This window comes from Streptomyces sp. AC1-42W, assembly GCF_003248355.1.
Classification (GTDB): Bacteria; Actinomycetota; Actinomycetes; order Streptomycetales; family Streptomycetaceae; genus Streptomyces.
In genome coordinates, this window is the sequence record NZ_QKWY01000001.1 from 473,923 (window position 1) to 491,961 (window position 18,039).

An 18,039-nucleotide genomic window follows, 5' to 3' on the forward strand; every position below is an offset into this window, starting at 1 on the left:
CATGGGTCGCGAGGAGCTGTTGGCCCTGCCGGCGGCCGTTGACCTGGATACCGGGAACCGTGCACTGGGCCTCGGGCGGAGCAAGGGCTACGAGCTGGCCAAGCGGGGCGAGTACCCGTGCAAGGTCCTGCGCCTGGGCAAGGCGTACCGCGTGGTGACCGCGGATCTGCTCAATCTGCTGGGGCTGGCCGCTTGAGGGCGAAGCAACATAGCAGGCCGTTCTGCGCTGAGCTGACACAGAAGCGCTGGACTGTGGCCAGGCGTGGACGTACGGTTCGTGGTCCCTCGCGGTGGCCTGATGCCCGCGAGAAGGGAATGGGCCCCCGGCGGTGCGACGCCGGAGGCCCGAACAACCCCGAACGGCCCTGGAAGAACCAACCCGGCGGCAAGGGCGTGCGAGCCCGCCACCGCCAGACGAGGAGCTGCCCTGTGGAACACCACGAACCTCAGCCCTATTCCGACCCCCACAAGCCCGAGTGGCCGCCGGTCGCCAAGCCCGGCCAGCCGGGCCGGACCACAGCCGAGACCGGCCAGGCCGCCGGTGATCTGGCGCAGCCCTCGCCGCCCGCCGAGCGGTGTCCCGAAAATGAACGGCCCGACCTCGACCCCAGGCGGTGTCCCGAAACGGAACAGACGGATCCGGAGCCGACGCACGGATCGGAGCTGCTCGACGAACTGCGTGGGCAGATATCGAAGTTCGTCATCCTGCCCTCCGAGCAGGCGCTCGACGCGGTCACCTTGTGGGTGGCGGCGACGCATCTGCAGCCCGCGTGGCAGCACGCCCCGCGCCTGGCGGTGGTGGGGCCGGCGAAGCGGTGCGGCAAGTCGCGGCTGCTGGACGTGCTGACCGAGACGGTCCACGAGCCGATGCTCACCATCAACACCACGCCGGCGGCGGTCTTCCGCTCCATCACCGAGGAGCCGCCCACGCTCCTCGTGGACGAGGCGGACACGATCTTCGGCACTCCGAAGCAGGCGGAGAAGAACGAGGAGATGCGTGGCCTGCTGAACGCCGGCCACCAGCGCAACCGCTACGTGACCCGGGTGGTCGGCAACGACCACACGCCCCATCGGTTCGCCACCTTCGCCATGGCGGCCATCGCAGGGATCGGCGACCTGCCCGACACGATCATGGACCGGTCGGTGGTCATCCGCATGCGCCGCCGAGCGGAAGGCGAGAGCGTCCGGCCCTTCCGGTCACGGCGGGATATCCCCGCACTCCACGGCCTGCGCGACCGCATCGCCGCCTGGGCGGGACCTCTGCTGGACGAGGCCGCCGACCTGGAACCGGCCATGCCGGTCGAGGACCGGGCCGCCGACACCTGGGAACCGCTCGTCATCGTCGCCGACCTCGCGGCCGGCACCTGGCCGCGCCGCGCCCGTACCGCGTGCGAGCAGATGGTCGCCGCCGAGGCGGCAGCTGAAGAGGACCACCCCAGCGGGGCCCGCATCCTGGCCGACATCCGGCGAGTCTTCGTCGCCCAGCGCGAGGCCGACAGCATCTCCACGGAGGAGCTGATCCACCACCTGCGCCAGGACCCGGAGAGCCCGTGGGCCGAGTGGGGGCGCAGCGGACTCAGCCCCCGCGACCTCGGCTCGATGCTCCGGCAGTTCGGCATCAAGCCCGGAAACGTCCGCATCGCCGACGGAACCCAGCGCAAGGGCTACATGCGCAACAAGTTCCTCGACCCCTGGCGCCGCTACTGCCCGACCGTCCACCCGGTCGACGCCACACCAACCCTCCCGCAGGGCTGACCCCACCCCACCCCCAGGTTGCCGTCCTTGCCGTCCCTGCCGTGATCCCGCAGGTCAGAGGGCATACGCGCAAGACGGCAACGGGGCCCAAGACGGCAACACGATCATCACGACCGACCGCGTGGAGCGCGGGGACGTCGCCCGCATCCGTCTCGTGCCGTCCCACACGTACGCGCCGTATCACCGCAGGCCACCGGCCATGAGGCCAAGACGGAAGGCCGACCCGTGCCGTCCCCGCCAAGGCGCGACCCAAGACGGACACCGACCGGGCCTGCCGTACCGGCCCTGACCTGCGCTTGCAACGGCCAAGACGCCCAAGACGCATCACGCCACCACCACAGGAGTTTCCCGCTTGAGCACCCCTGCCATACCCGCCCACCACCGGACAGCCCACCAGGCGACCGGCTGGGACCGCGCCGCGATCCTGACCCTCGGCGCCGCCGCGTGTGCGCTGTCCTACGACGCACTCCAGCAGATGGCCGTCGCCATCCACGTCCGCGGGTTCCTGACCTACCTCTTCCCGCTCGTGATCGACGGGTTCATCGCCTACGGGGTACGAGCCCTCCTCGTCCTGCGCACCGCACCGTTCCGAGCCCGCCTCTACGTATGGATCCTGTTCGGAACAGCGACCACGGCGAGCATCTGGGCGAACGCCCTGCACGCCCTCCGCCTCAACCAACAGGTCACATCCGACGGCCTGTACCTGGGTGACGTCACCGTGGGCGTCCTCTCCACCATCGCGCCGCTCGCTCTGGCCGGCGCGGTCCACCTCCACATCCTGATCACCCGCGAGACCACCACGGAGGCTCCGGAACAGCCTGCCGGGGATGCGGAGGCCAAGCGGCGAGGGGGACGACCGCCGGACGCCTCGCTGGAGGACCTGGTCGAGATCGGCCGTGCCGCTGCCGCTGAACAGGGCGAGCTGTCGCGAGCCATCGTGAAGAAGGCCGCTCGGGACCAGGGGCTCGGCATGGCCGGCGAGCGACTGACCGAGGTCATGAAGATCCTCCGGGCCGAGGCGAAGGCCGCTTCCGAAACCTCCTGACCGGCCCAACCCCGAGCCCGGTTGGGGTGGTCGGAACCCTTCCGGCCACCCCGACCGCGCCCTTGTCCACACCCTGGGGCCGCCCCTGTGGATACGAGACATGTCCTCCCCTTGCCCCCCAGCACCCGCTCCCGTCCCGCGCATCGGAGAACGCCGTGCCCCGTGACTCCCACGACGACGCCACTGCCGGCACCGACATGGCGTCCCTCCAGCCGAAGTCGCCTACGCTGCTGGACCGTTTGCGGCTGGCGTTCGGACGGCCTGCTCCTGGCGGAGCCAGTAGTACCCCGAGTCCGACTCAAGGCCGGTCTTCGGGGATCTCCGCCCCGGGGGTGGCGGAGACGGCCCAACGCCAGGGGGCGCCGGACCGGGAGGTCGGGACCGAGGGCGGCCCCGACCCGGACGAACTCCACGCCGTCCAGCGGCAGATCCTCCGCCCCGCACCCGCCACCGAGCCGACGCCTGGCGAGCGAGCGGTGCAGAGCGCGCAGCCTACGATCCGCCGTTTCACCGGCATCAAGCGGACTGTCCGTGTCGGACCGCTGCGGTTCACCGGCGACGAGCACAACGCGCTCCATAAGGCCGCTGCCGAGCACGGCTACAAGGGGGAATCCGGCTTCGCCGCCGACATCGTCCTCGCGTTCGTATCCGGTCGGTTCACGGCGAACCTGCCGCTGTCCGAGGACCGCCGCCGTACCCACATGTTCCGCGCCCAGGTGCTGCGCGAGCTCAACCGGATCGGCGTCAACGTCAACCAGATCGCCCGCGCGCTGAACAGCGACCTCACCCCGCCCGACATCCGCCACCGTCTCGACGAGCTGCACCGTCTGCTGGAGCTGATCGCCGAGGCCCTGCGCGAGCAGACCGAATCCAGGAAGGACCAGGCCGCGTGATCGCCGCCATCAAACCGGCCGGGTCCAACACCCGTGGCCTGCTCGCCTACCTCTACGGCCCCGGCCGCCACGACGAGCACACCGACCCGCACACCGACCCGCACATCGTCGCCGGCTTCGCCATGCTCGGCATGCCCGACCCCGGCCGCGACCCGGACGCCACCCTCACCCAGCTCGCCCGCCACCTCGACGAGCCCGTCCATCTTCGGAACAGCGAGTTCGGAAGGAAGGTCACCGACCACGTCTGGCACTGCCCCGTCCGCACCGCCCCCGAAGACCGCCACCTCTCCGACACTGAGTGGGCCGACATCGCCCAGCGCATCGTCGAAGCCGCCGGCATCGCGCCGTCTGGCGACGACCTGGCCTGCCGCTGGATCGCCGTACGCCACGCAGACGACCACATCCACATCCTCGCCACCACCGTCCGAGAGGACGGCCGCCGCCCCAGGCTCCACGACAGCGGCATCCGCGTTGGCGACGCCTGCCGCCAGATCGAGACCGACTACGGCCTGCGTCAACTGAAGAAGGGCGACCGCACCGCCGGCCGCCGGCCCACCCAGGCAGAGATGCACAAGGCCCAGCGCCTCGGTTGGGAGCAGACCAGCCGCGACTGGCTCCAGGACCGCATCCGCGCCGCCATCCCCCACGCCGGCAACACGGAGGAACTCCTCTCCTACCTCGAAGCCATGGGCCTCGCGGTCAAGCCCCGCCGCGGACCGTCCGGAGACCTCCTCGGCTACGCCGTCGGCCGCCCCGGCGACCTCAACAAGGACGGCGAGCAGATCTTCCACCCCGGCGGCAAGATCGCCCCCGACCTCACCCTCCCCAAGCTCAGGGCCCGCCTGGAGACGACCGCGCCGGAGGAGCACCCGACCGCCCGCCGCGACCAGCCTGCCACCCCCTGGCATCAGGCCACCGACGCCCTCGACACCCTCCACCAGGGGATGGCCGACGACGCCCATGCCCAGGCCCACATCACCGCGCTCGGCGACCTCATCGAAGCCACCGCTCAGAAAGCCCCCGCCCGCCTCCACGCCGAACTTCGAGCGGCCTCAAGGGCATTCGCCCATGCTCAGCGCTCCCAGGTCCGCGCCGAGAACCAGGCCGCCACGACCCTGCGCCGAGCGGCTCGCGACCTCGCCCACACCGCCACCGGCCCCGACGCAAGCGCCCTGGCGACCCTGCTGAGCACCCTTGTCTGGGCCACGATCGTGGCCGCCCGCTGGCACGAGGCGAAGAACCACGCTCACCAGGCCGATGCCGCCCGCCAGGCCCTCCACCACCTCCAGGCCGCCGCCGACCGAGCCCTCACGCCCGTCGTCGACAACCTTGCCACCCGCGGGCCGAGTGACCAGGCCCGCCGGACCCTCGCCCACGACGTCCGGGCCGCCGTCCCCGACCACGCCGACCGCATCCTCACCGACCGCGCCTGGCCGGCCCTCGCCACTGTCCTCGCCGACGCCGAAGCCGGCGGCCACAAACCCCACCAGCTCCTCAAGGAGGCCGCAGCCCAACGCGAGCTCACCACCGCCCGCCAACCCGCCCGCGTCCTGATCACCCGCATCCAGCACACCAGCCGCAACCCCGCCCCCAACCCCCGCGCCGAAGCCGCCCGCCGCCGCTCCACCATGGCGCTCCCGCCAAGCGGACCTCAGGCCCGAAACCCCCAGCCCACCACCACACCCACGCCCCCCACCGATCAACGCCACCGACGCCGCTGACAGCCACAAGGAGCCCCTGTGACAGCCACCCAACAGCCCACCTACACCACCGCCGCCGACAAGAAGGAGCCCGCCCTGAAGATCCACCCCGTCGCCGACATCTTCCCGATGCTCGACCAGGACGAACTGCTCGACCTCGCCGAGTCGATCAAGACCGAGGGCCAGCACGAGCCGATCGTCCTCGATACCGACGGCGTCCTCCTCGACGGCCGAAACCGCCTCGCCGCCTGCAAGATCGCCGGCGTCGAACCCCGCTTCACCACCTACACCGGCACCGATCACATGAGGCTGATCATGTCCGGCAATCTGGTCCGCCGGCACACCAGCAAGGGCCAGCAGGCAATGATCACCGCCATGGCCTGTTCCGTTTCGGAACACTCCCTGCGGGACCAGGCCAAGCACCATGGCCTCAGCCTCACCCGCCTGTCGAACGCCGCCACCGTCCTCAAGCACGCCCCTCACCTGGCTGAACAAGTCCGCGTCGGCACACTCGGCCTCGACGCCGCCTACACCGCCGCCCGCGAGCAGAGAGACCGGACTGCCGCACTCAAGGTCCAGTACGACCGCCTTCGCGAGCACGCCCCCGACCTCGCCGCACAGGTCACCGAGGGCCTCCTCACCTTCGACGACGCGACAGCGGCACTCGACGAGCGGCTGGAGACGGAACGGCTCCGGCAGGACGTGATCGATGCCGACACCCTGCGCTTCGCGGACGGCGACACCACCCCGCCCCTGGCCGAGCTCGTCGAACGCGGCGACATCACATGGGGCCAGGCACACCAGCGCGCCGAAGCGTTCCTCGCCCACCGGCAAGACACCATCGACCGGGCCCAGCACGCTCTCCAACTGATCGCCGAGAACTGGACCGCTGTCCAGGACCTCGCCGCCCGCCCCGGCACGCAGCACGCCCGGGACGTCCTCGGCGGCCTCGCACCCGCAACCTGTTCCCTTGTCCAGCGTTTGATCACCCTGGACTGAGCCAGAGCACGCCCTCGGAGTCGGAGCAAAGCCGCCGGCCCTGAGGGCGACCGCTCATGCCACCGACCTCCGAACCGCTTCGGCCAGCGCAGCAGCCCGCACGTCGTCAGATCCGCTGATGATGTGGTTCATCGCGTAGCCGAAGGCGATGCCGTGCTCGGGGTCGGCGAAGGCGAGTGAGCCGCCGCGGCCGGTATGGCCGAAGGCGTTCGGGCCGGTCATGAGGTTGCCCTCGGTGGGGAGCATGTATCCGGTGCTGAACCGGCTCGGAAACACCAGCACCTGGTCCATCCCGCTGGCCTGCTCTTCGGTCGCCGACGCCAGGGTCTCGGGGGCAATCAGGCGCACGCCGTCGACTTCGCCGATCAGCGAGGCGTACATCCGCGCGAGTGCGTGGGCGGTGCCGATTCCGTTGGAGGACGGGAGTTCTGCGGCCTGCACCTCTGGCGCGTCGAAGTCGATCGCGGCCGGGTCGGTCACCGCGTACGCCCGGTTGCTGAAGGAGTTCGGGTCGCGCCAGGCGGCGACCTGTTCGCGAAGTTCCTCGGAAACGGCCTCGGCGGGCACGGTGGTGAGGTCGACGGCCGGTCGCCGGTACACCATGCGGCTGACTCGATCGCGTTCGCTCGCCGGCAGGCCGATGAAGAAGTCCAGCCCGAGCGGGCCCGCGATCTCCTCGGCGAAAAAACGGCCCGGCGAACGGCCGGAGACTCGGCGGATCACTTCACCGACCAGCCAGCCCCAGGTGCGACCGTGGTACCCGTGTGCAGTGCCCGGAGTCCACAGCGGGCGCTGGGCCGCGAGCGCTGCTGCCATGGGTTCCCAGGCCAGCGCCTCGGCCAGCGGGAGCGGTTGATCGAGGGCGACCAAGCCGGCCTGGTGGGACAGGAGCCAGCGCACAGGGATGTCCGCCTTGCCGTTCGCCGAGAACTCCGGCCAGTACCTTGCCACCGGGGCATCGAGGTCCAGCAGGCCGCGCTCTGCCAGCATGTGCGCCGCGGTCGCGGTGGCTCCCTTGGTCGCCGAGTAGACCAGCTGCAAGGTGTCCCGTGTCCACAGACGACCGGTCTCCGGGTCGGCACACCCTCCCCACAGGTCCACCACCAGCCGGCCGTGCTGGTAGACGCACACGGCCGCGCCGATGTCCCCGTGCCGGGCGAAGTTCTCCATGAACGCTTCGCGGACCGGCTCGAACCCGGGCGCTACCTCACCGTCGATCGTCGTCATGCCGCTCATATTGGCAGCTTGGCTTCCTTCCTTGGCGGGGTAAGCGGACCTCACCCTCACGGTCTCATTCGCCGCCAGCACCACCAGAACTGACTGCTGGTCTGACAACATCGGCTGCCAGCGGGCCCCGCGCAGCTCCCGGAGCGGTGCCGGAGTGGCCTATGCGTGGTGTCCGTGGGTTCGGCAGGGGACGCCCAGCCGGACAGCCACCTCAGTGAGGACGTCCGGACAGAAGTAGTACCAGCGCAGGCGCGTAATGCCACCGTCGGCCGTCTCCGCACGCAAGACGTCCTCGACCGCCTCGGGGCCGCTGCCGTCGGCCGGAGTAGCCCACACCAGCACCAGCGGGTCGCCGTCCAACTCCCGGACCTCGGCACGCCACCGGACGGACGTCTCCAGGTGCAGCGTGTGGTGCAACGAGCCGGCGGCGATCTGGTCCCGCCCGACCTCGTGAGCCACGCCGATCACATCGCTGACTGCGTCGTCGACGAAGAGCTTGGTCAGCCCGCCCAAGTCGTACGAGGTGAACGCCGCCGCGAGGGCATCGAGAGTGTCCCGGTCGGGAGCCGTACGGCGAGTGAGTGCCGCTGCCCGCTCCGGATCGGCCAGGCGCCCGCGGCCACGGTGCAGTGCGGCCTTGACCGCCCCCTCGGTGGTGTTCAGCATGGCGGCGATCTCCTTCAACGGCAGGTCAAAGACGTCCTTGAGGACGACAGCGGCACGCTCCTGCGGCGCTAGCAGGGTGGCCACCTCCGCGAGTGCATCCCGCACCTCGGCGGGATCAGCGCCAGGAGGGGCGGCGCGCTCGGACGGTTCCACGAGAAGCGGGGCCGGGCGGCGTACCTGGTCGAGGTAGGCGTTCGTCGCGATCCGCACCAGCCACGCCATCGGGCGTTCGACCGGCTGGTGGGTCTGCGCGGCCCGGGTGAACGCCCGGGCGAGCGCCTCCTGCGCCAGGTCCTCGGCGTCCCACACGCTGCCGGTCAAGCGACGGCAGTACTGGAACAGCTCACCCCGCAGCGGTTCCAGAGCGGCCAGAAACTCACGGCGTGCGGCCTGGGCAGCCTTGAGCATGGGCTGCGGCAGACCGCCTGCCAGGGGCGACTGTTGGGGCTGAGGCATCGCTTCACGACTCCTTGGAGGTATCTGGCTGTACACACCGGTACGACGTGACGGCCTACCAGCCGGATACGTAGCCGGGCCAGTGACCCCGCTCACTCCTCGGCCCTGCTGGCCCCTCGCTGATCAGGTGATCTGATCGTCTCGGGGCCGTGCACGCGAGGCGCTCGGTTGCTGGCCCGCGCCTAGCGTTTGCCTGCTCATGGCCATCAAGTGGCCATGAGCAGGCAGCGACCGATGGAGTCCCGCCCGAAGCGCCGGCGTCTCCCCCTCGGAGGCGGCTCGACCGGCTCAGAGGCAATCGGCGTCGACGCGTACGACGAGGGTCACTCGTTCGCCTCTCGTGATCGGCCGTACGCCGTGGATGTGCTCGCGGGTGGCGGGGAAGGCGACCAGGGTGCCGCAGGGCGGCTTGATCTCCTGGGCGGGGTTCTCGAAGAACAGTTCGCCGCCGCCGTAGGAGTCCGGTGTGTTGAGCCAGACCACAAGGGTGAGGTCGCCGCCGACGATGGGCTGTCCGTTGGTCCGGGCCCGCTCGCGCTCGATGTCGGTGACCTCGTCGTGGTGGGCGACGAAGCCGACGCCGGGGCCGTAGCGGTAGACGACCGCCGGCTGGGTGGGTATGCGCTTCGGGGCGATCTCGAAGTGGCTGCGGACGTGGGCGGCGCAGTGGGAGATGACCGCCTCCTCCAGGTGCGTCGGGATCTCGACGTACTCGCTCTTGCGCAGCGTTTCGTCGATGACGCCCTGGTAGGTGCGGGGGCGGGCGGTGTGGTTCTTCACGTGGTCCATCAGCGCTCCGCAGAGGCTGAGGGGGATGGCGCTCTCTACGACGAGAGGTAAGCGGCTCTTCCAGGTCATGAGGTGGTCTCCTTCCACCAACGGGTGCCTTCGGGCGAGTCCTCAAGGACGACGCCCTGCTGGGTGAGCTGTTCGCGGATCGCGTCGGCCTCGGCGAACTTCTTCGCCGCGCGGAGCCGGTCGCGTTCCTTCACGAGTTCGTCGACGGCGGCGTCGCTCTGGGCGGCGCCGGGGATGTCGAAGGTTCCGAAGAGGTTGTTCACGTCCTCGATCAGCCGCAGGGCGGCCGGGCCGGCCGGTTCCTCCATGCGGTTCTGCTCGCGGATGTACTGGAACAGGACGGCGAGGGCACCGGGGGTGTCGAAGTCGTCGTCCAGGCGCTCGCGCATCTCGTTCCAGGCGTCCGTCGCGCGTGCGGCGTTGGCCGGGCTGTCGGTGTGCGCGGGGTCGATGGTCCGGGCGAAGTTCTCGATCCGGCGGCGTGCCCCTCGGGCCTGCTCCAGGGTGGAGTCGTTCAGCTCCATGGAGGAGCGGTAGTGCTGGGAGAGGAAGGCGTGTCGCAGGGTGCGGAAGTCCGTCCGGGCGAGGGCGTCGCGGATGGTGAGGAAGTTGCCGGTGCTCTTCGACATCTTCTCGCCGTCGACCCGCAGCAGACCGGTGTGCATCCAGTAGCGGGCCAGCGGCTCGATGCCGGAGGCGGCTTCCATCTGGGCGACCTCGGCCTCGTGGTGCGGGAAGATGAGGTCGACGGCACCGCCGTGCAGGTCGTACGAGGGCCCGAAGAAGGTCTCCGTGATCGCGGTGTCCTCGATGTGCCACCCCGGCCGTCCCTGGCCCAGGTCGGTCTCCCAGAACGGCTCGCCGTCCTTGCGGCCCTTCCACAGGGCGAAGTCGCCCGGGTTGCGCTTCTTCGAGTTGTCGTCGATCCGCGACACCGAGTCCTCGGGGCGGAGATCGGTGCGGCCGGAGAGCTTGCCGTACGCGGGGAAAGAGGCCAGGTCGAAGTACCAGCCGTCGTCGAGCTGGTAGGCGTGGCCGCGCTCGATCAGCCGCTTGATCTGGTCCACGATCGCGTCGATGTGGTCGTGCGCCCGCGCATGGACGTCGACACGGGTGTTCCCCAGCGCGGCCATGTCCTCCAGGTACTGCTTCTCGAAGAGGGCCGCGATCTCCTCCGGCGGGACGCCCTGCTCCGCAGACCGCCGGATGATCTTGTCGTCGACGTCGGTGATGTTCTGGAGGTACGTGACCTTGTACCCGCTCGCCTCCAGGTACCGGGCGATGAAGTCGAACTGCGTGTACGTCTTCGCGTGCCCGACGTGGCTGGGGCCGTACACGGTGGGTCCGCACACGAACATCCGCACCTCGGCCTCCCGCTCGGGGCGGAACTCCTCGGTCTGGCCGGTCAGCGTGTTGTGGACCTTGATCGACATCATGCCTCCTGTGTAAGCGGATCACGCAGCGTACTGACGCCTGGACATAAGCGTCTAACTGGAACCGCCGCGCTCGCCGCAGGGGACGAATCGCGGGGACGGCAGGGTGGCGAAGACCGACGCCTCCTCCCCGAGAAGGTGGTGGTTGGCCTGCTGGTACGCCTTCCGCACGGCCTCGATCGCCCCGGGGCTGAGGTCCATCCCGACCACGCGGCAGAACTCGCTCAGGGCCTCGCACCGCCGCTCCAGGTCGGCCATCGATAGCGGGTCGCACTGCTGGGCCTCGATCAGCAGGTTCTCCTGCTCGCTGCTGATCAGGCCGAGTGCGCCGAGGGAGTACAGCTTCCACTTCATGTTCGGCAGCAGTTGGCCCGAGCGGGCGTACATCCAGTCCACGACCTCGTCCAGCGCCCCCGAGAGGACGAAGTGGCCCGTGGGCACTCCGACCCGCCGCGCCATGCGCAGTGGGATCTCGCGCACGTCCCAGGTGAGCCGGTTGTGCAGCCGGTAGGTCTCGCCCTCCAGGCGCTGGAGCTGCTCGCGTGTCTTGTGGGAGATCAGTGCCCCGAAGGCTTCCTCGCGGTCGAACAGCGGCTCGCCCTTGTTCCCGTAGGCGTCGCACTTGTCGCTGTTCCACGTCGTGCGGGGGTCGGCCTCGTACTGGAAGAGGAGCTGGTGGACGTTGACCTCCATGCGTCCCCAGGGAACCGGCAGGTGGAAGCTGAACTCCGGGATCCAGGCGGGGAGCCGGTCGCGGACCAGGGCGTACGTGTCCGCCGGCCGCGGCCTCCACTCGTCCTCCTTGATCGGGACATCGAGGATGACGGCCAGGTCGAAGTCGGAATCGGTGCTGAACCGGGTGACGTTGCGGGGCGCGACCGCCGAGGAGGACAGGACGTAGAGCGCCTGGACCTCGGGCATCGTCTTGAGCGTGTCGAGCAGACCTCCGGCAGCGGCGCGGGCCTGCGTTCTCAGGTTTTCCACGGGAACTCCTTGGTCAGATGATCGGGCGATCCATCACGGAGCGGAGCGCGGGAACGAGCTCCAGCGCGACGCCGCCGTGGGTGCGCTGGATGTGTGCGAGGGAGGGGCTGCTGTTGCCCTCGATGACCACGGGTCCGCCGGGCGTCAGTGCGATGTCCCAGCCGATGAAGGGCACCTGCGGGAAGAGGCGGGCACAGCGCGCGGCCAGCTCTCGGACCTCCGTCATGCGGGAGATCCGGTGGTCGGCGAACGGCACCGAACTGACCCCGTGGCGGGTGTGGGCATTCAGGTACCGGTCGTAGCCATGGCGGTCGAGTCGCCCGTCCGGATGGACACGGATCTGCATGCCGCCGGCGGCCGAGTTGTCCGTGGTGCGCTCGGTACCGCCGAGCTTCAACATCACGTACAGGACCTCGGCGACGCCTTCCCGCAGCAGGGTGATCACGCGGAACGTGTTGAGGGCGTACGGGTTCAGCACGTCCAGGTCGGGGTGCTGCGGCACGTGCTGCTCCATCAGCCACGTACCCCACTGCTGCGCGTAGGCCGGCAGGTCGAAGCCGTCCTCGCCAGGCCGCACGATCACAACACCGGACCCACCGCTGGAGTAGCGGGAGGGCTTGACCACCACGCGGCCGAGTCCGGAAGCGTGGTCGAGGACCTCCGTCAGCGGCACCACATCACCGCCGGACGTCACACCCGTGCGGCGGTCACCGCTCGCGATGAGCGCGGGCTGCGGGACGCCAGCGGAGGCGAGGATCCTCTTGCAGGACGTCTTGTCGTCCAGGTTGATCGCGTCCCGGTTCACGCGGGGAAGGAGCCGGTGGAACAGGGCGCTCTCCGGCAGGTACGAGCAGGCCCGCTCGGCAGACACCTCGCGCCGGTACCCGCCGTAGCGGAAGTAGTGGAAGGGCAGGCAGCGCCACCGCGCGGAGACCTTCACCAAGTCCCCGGTGATGCGGGCCAGGCTCTTCCTGTCCTCGTCGCGCAGCATCGCCTGCAGGTGCTCGCTCCGCAGCTGCCGCACTTGGTAGGGGAGAAACCGCACGCCGGACACGCGAGGAAGGACCTGGGTGCGGAACCACTCCTCGGTCACGGCCTGGCGGTGATTGAAGCCGCGGTTCGCGGTACGTCTCATGGTGCTCCTCCCGTTTCTCAGTGGTTCGGGGTTCCGGCGATGGCCAACGTGACGACGAGCGCACTGACGACGATCACGTAGGCCACGACAGCGAGGCGCTGCCTCATCGGGCGGGCCCGATGTTGTCGGCGGCCGTCGACCAGGCGATGCCGTTCGCGGGCTGGATGTGGGCGATACGGATGAGCCGGCCGCCGTGCCTCTCGTGGACGACGGCCGTCAGCTCCCCTTCACCGCGGCTCGCGATGTCGCGGACCAGGCGGTGAAGGAGGGGGTGGTCCTCCCGGCCTTCGGCATCGACCGGATTCACCGCTCGGACTCCTCGCGGTCGCTCGCTCCGCGACGAAGGAATCTCTCCCATCCCGACTCGGCGCGGGCGCGGAGGGCTGGGCTCGGACCGGCCGACGGCTCGGGAACCGTGTGCTGTCGTCCGCTGGCACCGGGCCTACGGACGGGCAAAGGCTGGCTCATCACGACCTCCTCGGGGGGTGCAGCCCGTCACCCACGCGAGGGACGTCGATGACGGGCTGCGGTCCTGGGAGCCGTCCGGAGCGGGGCGGGGGAGCCGGTTAACCCGGGTGCTCAGCTCCGAACGGCGTGAGGCCCAGTGAACGGCCGTGGACCACAGGCCCGGAACGTTTCCAGGGGGTTCCTCCAGCGAGAGAAACCCCCGTTTCTCGCACGCACGGGGAGTAGCCTCCTGACTACCAACCTGAGGGGAGGGTGGGATGTCTGACCCGATGGCTCTGCACCCGCTGACCTACGTGCGAGAAGGCAAGGGCTGGGGCAAGGCCGAGTTAGCCCGGCTCATGCGCGAACGCGGAGCCGAGCTGGGCGTACCGCTGGCCACCAACCGGACGACGGTCTGGAAGTGGGAGCAGGGGCAGGCGCCCGACGCGGACGCGCAACGGGTGCTCGCCGACCTGCTGGGCGTCCCCGAGGACCACGTACGCTCGGTGCCCTGGCCGCGGTGGCTGCCGGCGTGGGAGTCGACGGCCCTGGCGGCCCCGTGGACTCCGGCCGGCACCGTGAAGGTATTCGCTGATCTGGTCAGGAGCGGTCACATGGATCGTCGGGGCTTCCTGTCCATCACCGGCGTCGCGCTGACGGGAGTTGCCGCCAACTGGGCGGCCGCGCCAGAGGCGTTCGCCTCGGCCATCGACGGCGACCGTGTCACCGACGCGATGGTGACCACCATCGAAACGCGCGTGGATACCCTCCGCACGCTCGACGACCAGATGGGCGGCGCCCGCCTCCTGGACCAGGCCACCAGCGACCTCGCACTGATCACCAGCCTGCTCGACCACGGCCGCTACACCGACGCCATCGAACACCGCCTCTACGCCACGGCCGCCCGCGTGTCGTACCTCGCCGGATGGATGGCCTACGACAAGGGCCTCCGCTCCCTCGGCCAGCGCTACTACGTCGGAGCCCTCCGCAGCGCCCACAGCGCGAAGGACGACGGCTTCGGCGCCTTCATCCTCGCCGAGATGGGCGTCCACATCTCCGACTCCGGCGACACGGCCGCACGCGTGAAGCTGATCGACACCGCCATCGGCAACGCCCCCTCGGCCCTCCCGCCGGCGGCGACCTCGTACCTCTACCTGCACCAGGCCGAGGCCCTGTCCCGAGACACCCAGCACGAGGCGGCCGGCAAGTCCCTCAACCGCGCCTACGACCTGTGGGGCACCCACCACGAAGGCGACCGCCCCGACTGGCTCGGCTGGTACGGCGAGGCCCAGCTCAAGTCGACCGAGGGCAAGATCATGCTGCGCTCCGGCTTCCCCGAGCGAGCGACCAGCGCCCTCGCGGTCGCGGTGGACCAAGCGGTACCGCGCGACCGGGCCGTCCGCTCCGGCCGCCTTGCCACCGCACGACTGGCCGCCCGGGACCTGGACGGCGCCTTGGACGCCGCCAACGTCGGCCTGGAACTGCTGGAGAACCGAGTCCGCTCCGACCGGGCCCACGTCCGCCTGACCAAGTTCAGCCGCTACCTCGAACCGCACTCTGCAGTGCCAGCCGTGCGAGAGTTCCGCGACCGCCTCCGGGCTCTCCCCTCTGCTGTCTGAGCGCACGGATGACGATGGCGGGGGCCTGCCCACTGGTTCCTCGCCCAAGGCATGAGCGCCTGCGCCAAGTCTGGAGGGGTTGGCTTCTCGTCCCTCGGCACGGTCGAGAAGGGATTGGCCCTGCTCGAAAGCATGACCGTCACCTTCGAAGTGCACCTGAGGGCCCTCGGCGAGAGCAACTGAGGATCAGGTGGCTGATCCGTGGGCTCGTTGTCGACGTCGCAAACCAGCAGGCAAGCGGCCTGCATCCCCGCTGATGAGCAGCCAGCCATGAGACAAAAGCCTCAATGTCTTTATCCACAGGCTCGCCGAGGCGGGAGGGGCGCTGGCTAGGCTGTGCCTATGGCAACAGAAGCACCAGCGGCAGTAATGGATCTTGTGGCGCGAACGGAAGCACGGAGGCAGGAATCGTCCGCGTCGCTTGACTCCAAGGAGCGCGCGAAGCTCGGGCAGTACTTCACGCCGGCCCCCGCTGCGGACTTCATTGCTTCTCTGGCCAGGCTGGACGAGGCGGAGCCGATCCGGGTTCTGGATCCTGGAGCCGGAGCCGGCTCTCTTACTGCATCCGCGGTGGCGCGAATCCTTCAGCTTCGGCCTGGAGCTCGGATCAGCGTTACTGCCTGTGAGATCGACCCCCAGCTGCACGACACTCTGGCGACCACCCTTGGAGATTGCGCCAGTACCGCCCGGGAGGCCGGCGGCCACGTTGAGACGAACCTTGTGCAGGGCGACTTCATCGAGTGGGCCACTCAGGCCGAAGGTCTGTTCGGCGAGACCCCTGGCCCTTTCGATCTTGTGATCATGAACCCGCCGTACAAGAAGCTCGCCGCAGGCTCGCATGCGCGCAGGGCAGTCACGGCAGCATGCACGGAGACTTCGAACCTCTACTCCGCGTTCATGGCCCTCGGCGTTCACCTACTCGCGCCAGGCGGGCAGCTGGTGGCCATTACGCCTCGCAGTTTTGCTAATGGCCCCTATTTTCGACCGTTCCGTAGGTACTTTCTCGATCGCATGCACATCGACCGCGTACACGTCTTCGAGGCCCGGAATAAGGTATTCGCCGACACGGACGTGCTCCAGGAAAATGTGATCTTCTCGGCGACCCGAACCGATTCCCTGGACCGTGGGCCGGTGACGGTGTCGACAAGCCATAGCTACTCAGGCGATGTTCGTAGACGGGTCGTTCCATATGAGGAGATGGTGCATCCGGCGGACCCTGAGTGTTTCATTCATATCAGCGCCGACGAGGAAGATACCCAGTTGGCTGTAACTCACTCAGGGCTTGCAGCCGCACTTCCCGAGGTAGGGCTCCAAGTTTCTACCGGCCGTGTGGTCGACTTCCGGAGCAAGGAGCATTTGCGCCCCGACCCGGTGGAGGGGGCGGTTCCTCTCATCTACCCGCTCCATATGCGGGAAGGGGGAATCTTCTGGCCCGTCCCCGGCGCGAAGAAGAACAACGCCATCATGCTTAACGCCGACACCGAGAAGATGACCTTCCCCTCTGGGCACTACGTTGTCGTTAAGCGACTTTCCTCTAAAGAGGAGAAGCGTCGTGTGGTAGCCGTTGTATTTGATTCAGACGTGACCGAATGCGAGCGGATCGGATTCGAGAACCACGTAAATGTCTACCACGACGGCGGGCAGGGACTTCCTAAGGATGTTGCGCGTGGCCTTTGTCTGTGGCTGAACTCTACATTGCTGGATCGACTCATTCGACGGTTCAGCGGGCACACTCAGGTTAATGCCACCGATTTGAGGAATCTCCGCTATCCGAGCCGTGAGCAGCTTTCCAAGATGGGGCAAGGCTGGGACGGCGGTGCATGGCTAGCACAGGAAAAGATCGACGAAGTTGTAGAGCGAAACATCTAGAATCGGAGCCAACAACTCAATGTCTGAGCAGACCGTCATCGAAGTTAATGGAGGAGCGCGTGGTGATAAGCTTACGGAAGCGCGTCATCTTCTCCAGCTGCTCGGTTTCGATGCTGAGCGATCAAATGAGCGTTCGGCTTATGTGCTGCTAGCCCTCCTTGAACTCGGCCCAGATCAGGACTGGACGCAGGCTGAAAGGTCCATGCTCCGCACCGTCCAGATTATGCAGTGGCTGCGCGAAGTCTACGAAAAGGACTACGCCGCAAATAGTCGAGAGACGATCCGCAGGTTCACGCTGCACCAGTTCGTCGATGCGGGCCTGGTTGTGCAAAATCCTGATCAGCCGGACCGGCCGGTCAACTCTCCTAAGTGGTGCTATCAGATAGAGCCCGCAGCCTTTGGGCTCATTGCATCATTCGGACAGGATGGGTTCGATGAGAGGCTTGCGGAATACCTCGAAGAGCGCCCCGGCCTGCAGGCAATGTATGCGCGGGAGCGTGAAATGAACAGGATCCCGGTTCAGCTCCCCGGGGGTAAGGAGATCGACCTCAGCCCTGGCGGACAGAACACCCTGATCGTGCAGATCATTGGTGAATTCTGTGAACGGTACACGCCCAACGGTGAGGTGCTCTACATTGGTGACGCCGACAATAAGTGGGCGATCTTCGAAAAGGAATCGCTTGCGAAGCTCGGCGTTGAGGTTGATTCGCACGGAAAAATGCCCGACGTTGTTGTCTTTCTCCGGGATCGGAATTGGCTCGTCCTGATCGAGGCGGCGTCTTCTCATGGTCCAGTGGATGCCAAGAGGTACAGGGAGCTCAGTGAGCTATTCCGAGGCTCTTCGGCCGGCCTCGTCTTCATTTCTGCGTTGCCGTCGCGTGTCGAGCTTCGTAAATACCTGAAAGAGATCGCTTGGGAGACCGACGTTTGGTGCGCGGATAATCCAACGCACCTGATCCACTTTAATGGGGAGCGCTTCCTGGGGCCGTACAACTAAGGGCTGTCCCGTAACT

16 protein-coding genes are annotated in these 18,039 nt (G+C 68.3%); 9 read left to right on the forward strand and 7 right to left on the reverse strand.

Annotated elements, in window-relative coordinates; all coding sequences use genetic code 11:
• Window position 1 precedes the first annotated feature (1 nt).
• The 6 genes from DNK56_RS02170 to DNK56_RS02195 all read left to right on the forward strand — a co-directional run bounded on the left by DNK56_RS02170 (window position 2) and on the right by DNK56_RS02195 (window position 6,392).
• Window positions 2–196, forward strand: a complete 195-nt coding sequence (locus DNK56_RS02170; protein WP_107484910.1) for a hypothetical protein — start codon at window positions 2–4, stop codon at window positions 194–196.
• 467 nt (window positions 197–663) lie between these two features.
• On the forward strand, window positions 664–1,755 hold the full coding sequence (locus DNK56_RS02175) for a DUF3631 domain-containing protein (RefSeq protein WP_446750454.1): 1,092 nt from the start codon (window positions 664–666) through the stop codon (window positions 1,753–1,755).
• A 352-nt stretch (window positions 1,756–2,107) separates the two neighbouring features.
• Window positions 2,108–2,800 carry a DUF2637 domain-containing protein gene (locus tag DNK56_RS02180; protein WP_111330016.1) on the forward strand — a complete coding sequence of 231 codons (693 nt, stop codon included), beginning with the start codon at window positions 2,108–2,110 and terminating at the stop codon, window positions 2,798–2,800.
• A gap of 332 nt (window positions 2,801–3,132) precedes the next feature.
• Window positions 3,133–3,693, forward strand: a complete 561-nt coding sequence (locus DNK56_RS02185) for a MobC family plasmid mobilization relaxosome protein (protein WP_111330017.1) — start codon at window positions 3,133–3,135, stop codon at window positions 3,691–3,693.
• Window positions 3,690–5,414 carry a relaxase/mobilization nuclease domain-containing protein gene (locus tag DNK56_RS02190; RefSeq protein ID WP_111330018.1) on the forward strand — a complete coding sequence of 575 codons (1,725 nt, stop codon included), beginning with the start codon at window positions 3,690–3,692 and terminating at the stop codon, window positions 5,412–5,414. The genes DNK56_RS02185 and DNK56_RS02190 overlap by 4 nt, the downstream gene beginning before the upstream one ends.
• An 18-nt stretch (window positions 5,415–5,432) precedes the next feature.
• The gene (locus DNK56_RS02195; RefSeq protein WP_111330019.1) at window positions 5,433–6,392 is read left to right on the forward strand and encodes a ParB/RepB/Spo0J family partition protein; all 960 of its coding nucleotides are present in this window, start codon (window positions 5,433–5,435) and stop codon (window positions 6,390–6,392) included.
• 54 nt (window positions 6,393–6,446) lie between these two features.
• Here the strand turns inward: DNK56_RS02195 and DNK56_RS02200 are convergent, their stop codons facing one another.
• The 7 genes from DNK56_RS02200 to DNK56_RS02230 all read right to left on the reverse strand — a co-directional run bounded on the left by DNK56_RS02200 (window position 6,447) and on the right by DNK56_RS02230 (window position 13,398).
• Complete coding sequence (locus DNK56_RS02200; protein ID WP_111335360.1) at window positions 6,447–7,619, reverse strand: serine hydrolase domain-containing protein; 1,173 nt, start codon at window positions 7,617–7,619, stop codon at window positions 6,447–6,449.
• Window positions 7,620–7,778: 159 nt separating this feature from the next.
• The gene (locus DNK56_RS02205; protein ID WP_111330020.1) at window positions 7,779–8,741 is read right to left on the reverse strand and encodes a sigma-70 family RNA polymerase sigma factor; all 963 of its coding nucleotides are present in this window, start codon (window positions 8,739–8,741) and stop codon (window positions 7,779–7,781) included.
• Window positions 8,742–9,029: 288 nt separating this feature from the next.
• Window positions 9,030–9,599 carry a 2OG-Fe(II) oxygenase gene (locus tag DNK56_RS02210; protein ID WP_111330021.1) on the reverse strand — a complete coding sequence of 190 codons (570 nt, stop codon included), beginning with the start codon at window positions 9,597–9,599 and terminating at the stop codon, window positions 9,030–9,032.
• Window positions 9,596–10,972, reverse strand: a complete 1,377-nt coding sequence (gene cysS / locus DNK56_RS02215; RefSeq protein ID WP_111330022.1) for a cysteine--tRNA ligase — start codon at window positions 10,970–10,972, stop codon at window positions 9,596–9,598. Before cysS ends, DNK56_RS02210 begins: the two co-directional genes overlap by 4 nt.
• Before the next feature lie 54 nt (window positions 10,973–11,026).
• Window positions 11,027–11,956, reverse strand: a complete 930-nt coding sequence (locus tag DNK56_RS02220) for a hypothetical protein (protein WP_111330023.1) — start codon at window positions 11,954–11,956, stop codon at window positions 11,027–11,029.
• 13 nt (window positions 11,957–11,969) lie between these two features.
• Window positions 11,970–13,091, reverse strand: a complete 1,122-nt coding sequence (locus DNK56_RS02225; RefSeq protein ID WP_111330024.1) for a sugar-transfer associated ATP-grasp domain-containing protein — start codon at window positions 13,089–13,091, stop codon at window positions 11,970–11,972.
• A gap of 103 nt (window positions 13,092–13,194) precedes the next feature.
• Window positions 13,195–13,398: a hypothetical protein gene (locus DNK56_RS02230; protein WP_111330025.1), complete on the reverse strand. Its 204-nt coding sequence runs from the start codon at window positions 13,396–13,398 to the stop codon at window positions 13,195–13,197.
• 418 nt (window positions 13,399–13,816) lie between these two features.
• Between DNK56_RS02230 and DNK56_RS02235 the strand changes: the two genes are divergently transcribed.
• From DNK56_RS02235 to DNK56_RS02245, 3 genes are all read left to right on the forward strand, one after another.
• Window positions 13,817–15,157 carry a helix-turn-helix transcriptional regulator gene (locus tag DNK56_RS02235; RefSeq protein WP_111330026.1) on the forward strand — a complete coding sequence of 447 codons (1,341 nt, stop codon included), beginning with the start codon at window positions 13,817–13,819 and terminating at the stop codon, window positions 15,155–15,157.
• Between the two features lie 342 nt (window positions 15,158–15,499).
• Window positions 15,500–17,026 carry an Eco57I restriction-modification methylase domain-containing protein gene (locus tag DNK56_RS02240; protein ID WP_241989724.1) on the forward strand — a complete coding sequence of 509 codons (1,527 nt, stop codon included), beginning with the start codon at window positions 15,500–15,502 and terminating at the stop codon, window positions 17,024–17,026.
• Window positions 17,027–17,045: 19 nt separating this feature from the next.
• Entirely contained in the window at window positions 17,046–18,023 is a 978-nt protein-coding gene (locus DNK56_RS02245; RefSeq protein ID WP_111330028.1) for a BsuBI/PstI family type II restriction endonuclease, read from the forward strand.
• The last annotated feature ends 16 nt before the right edge of the window (window positions 18,024–18,039 follow it).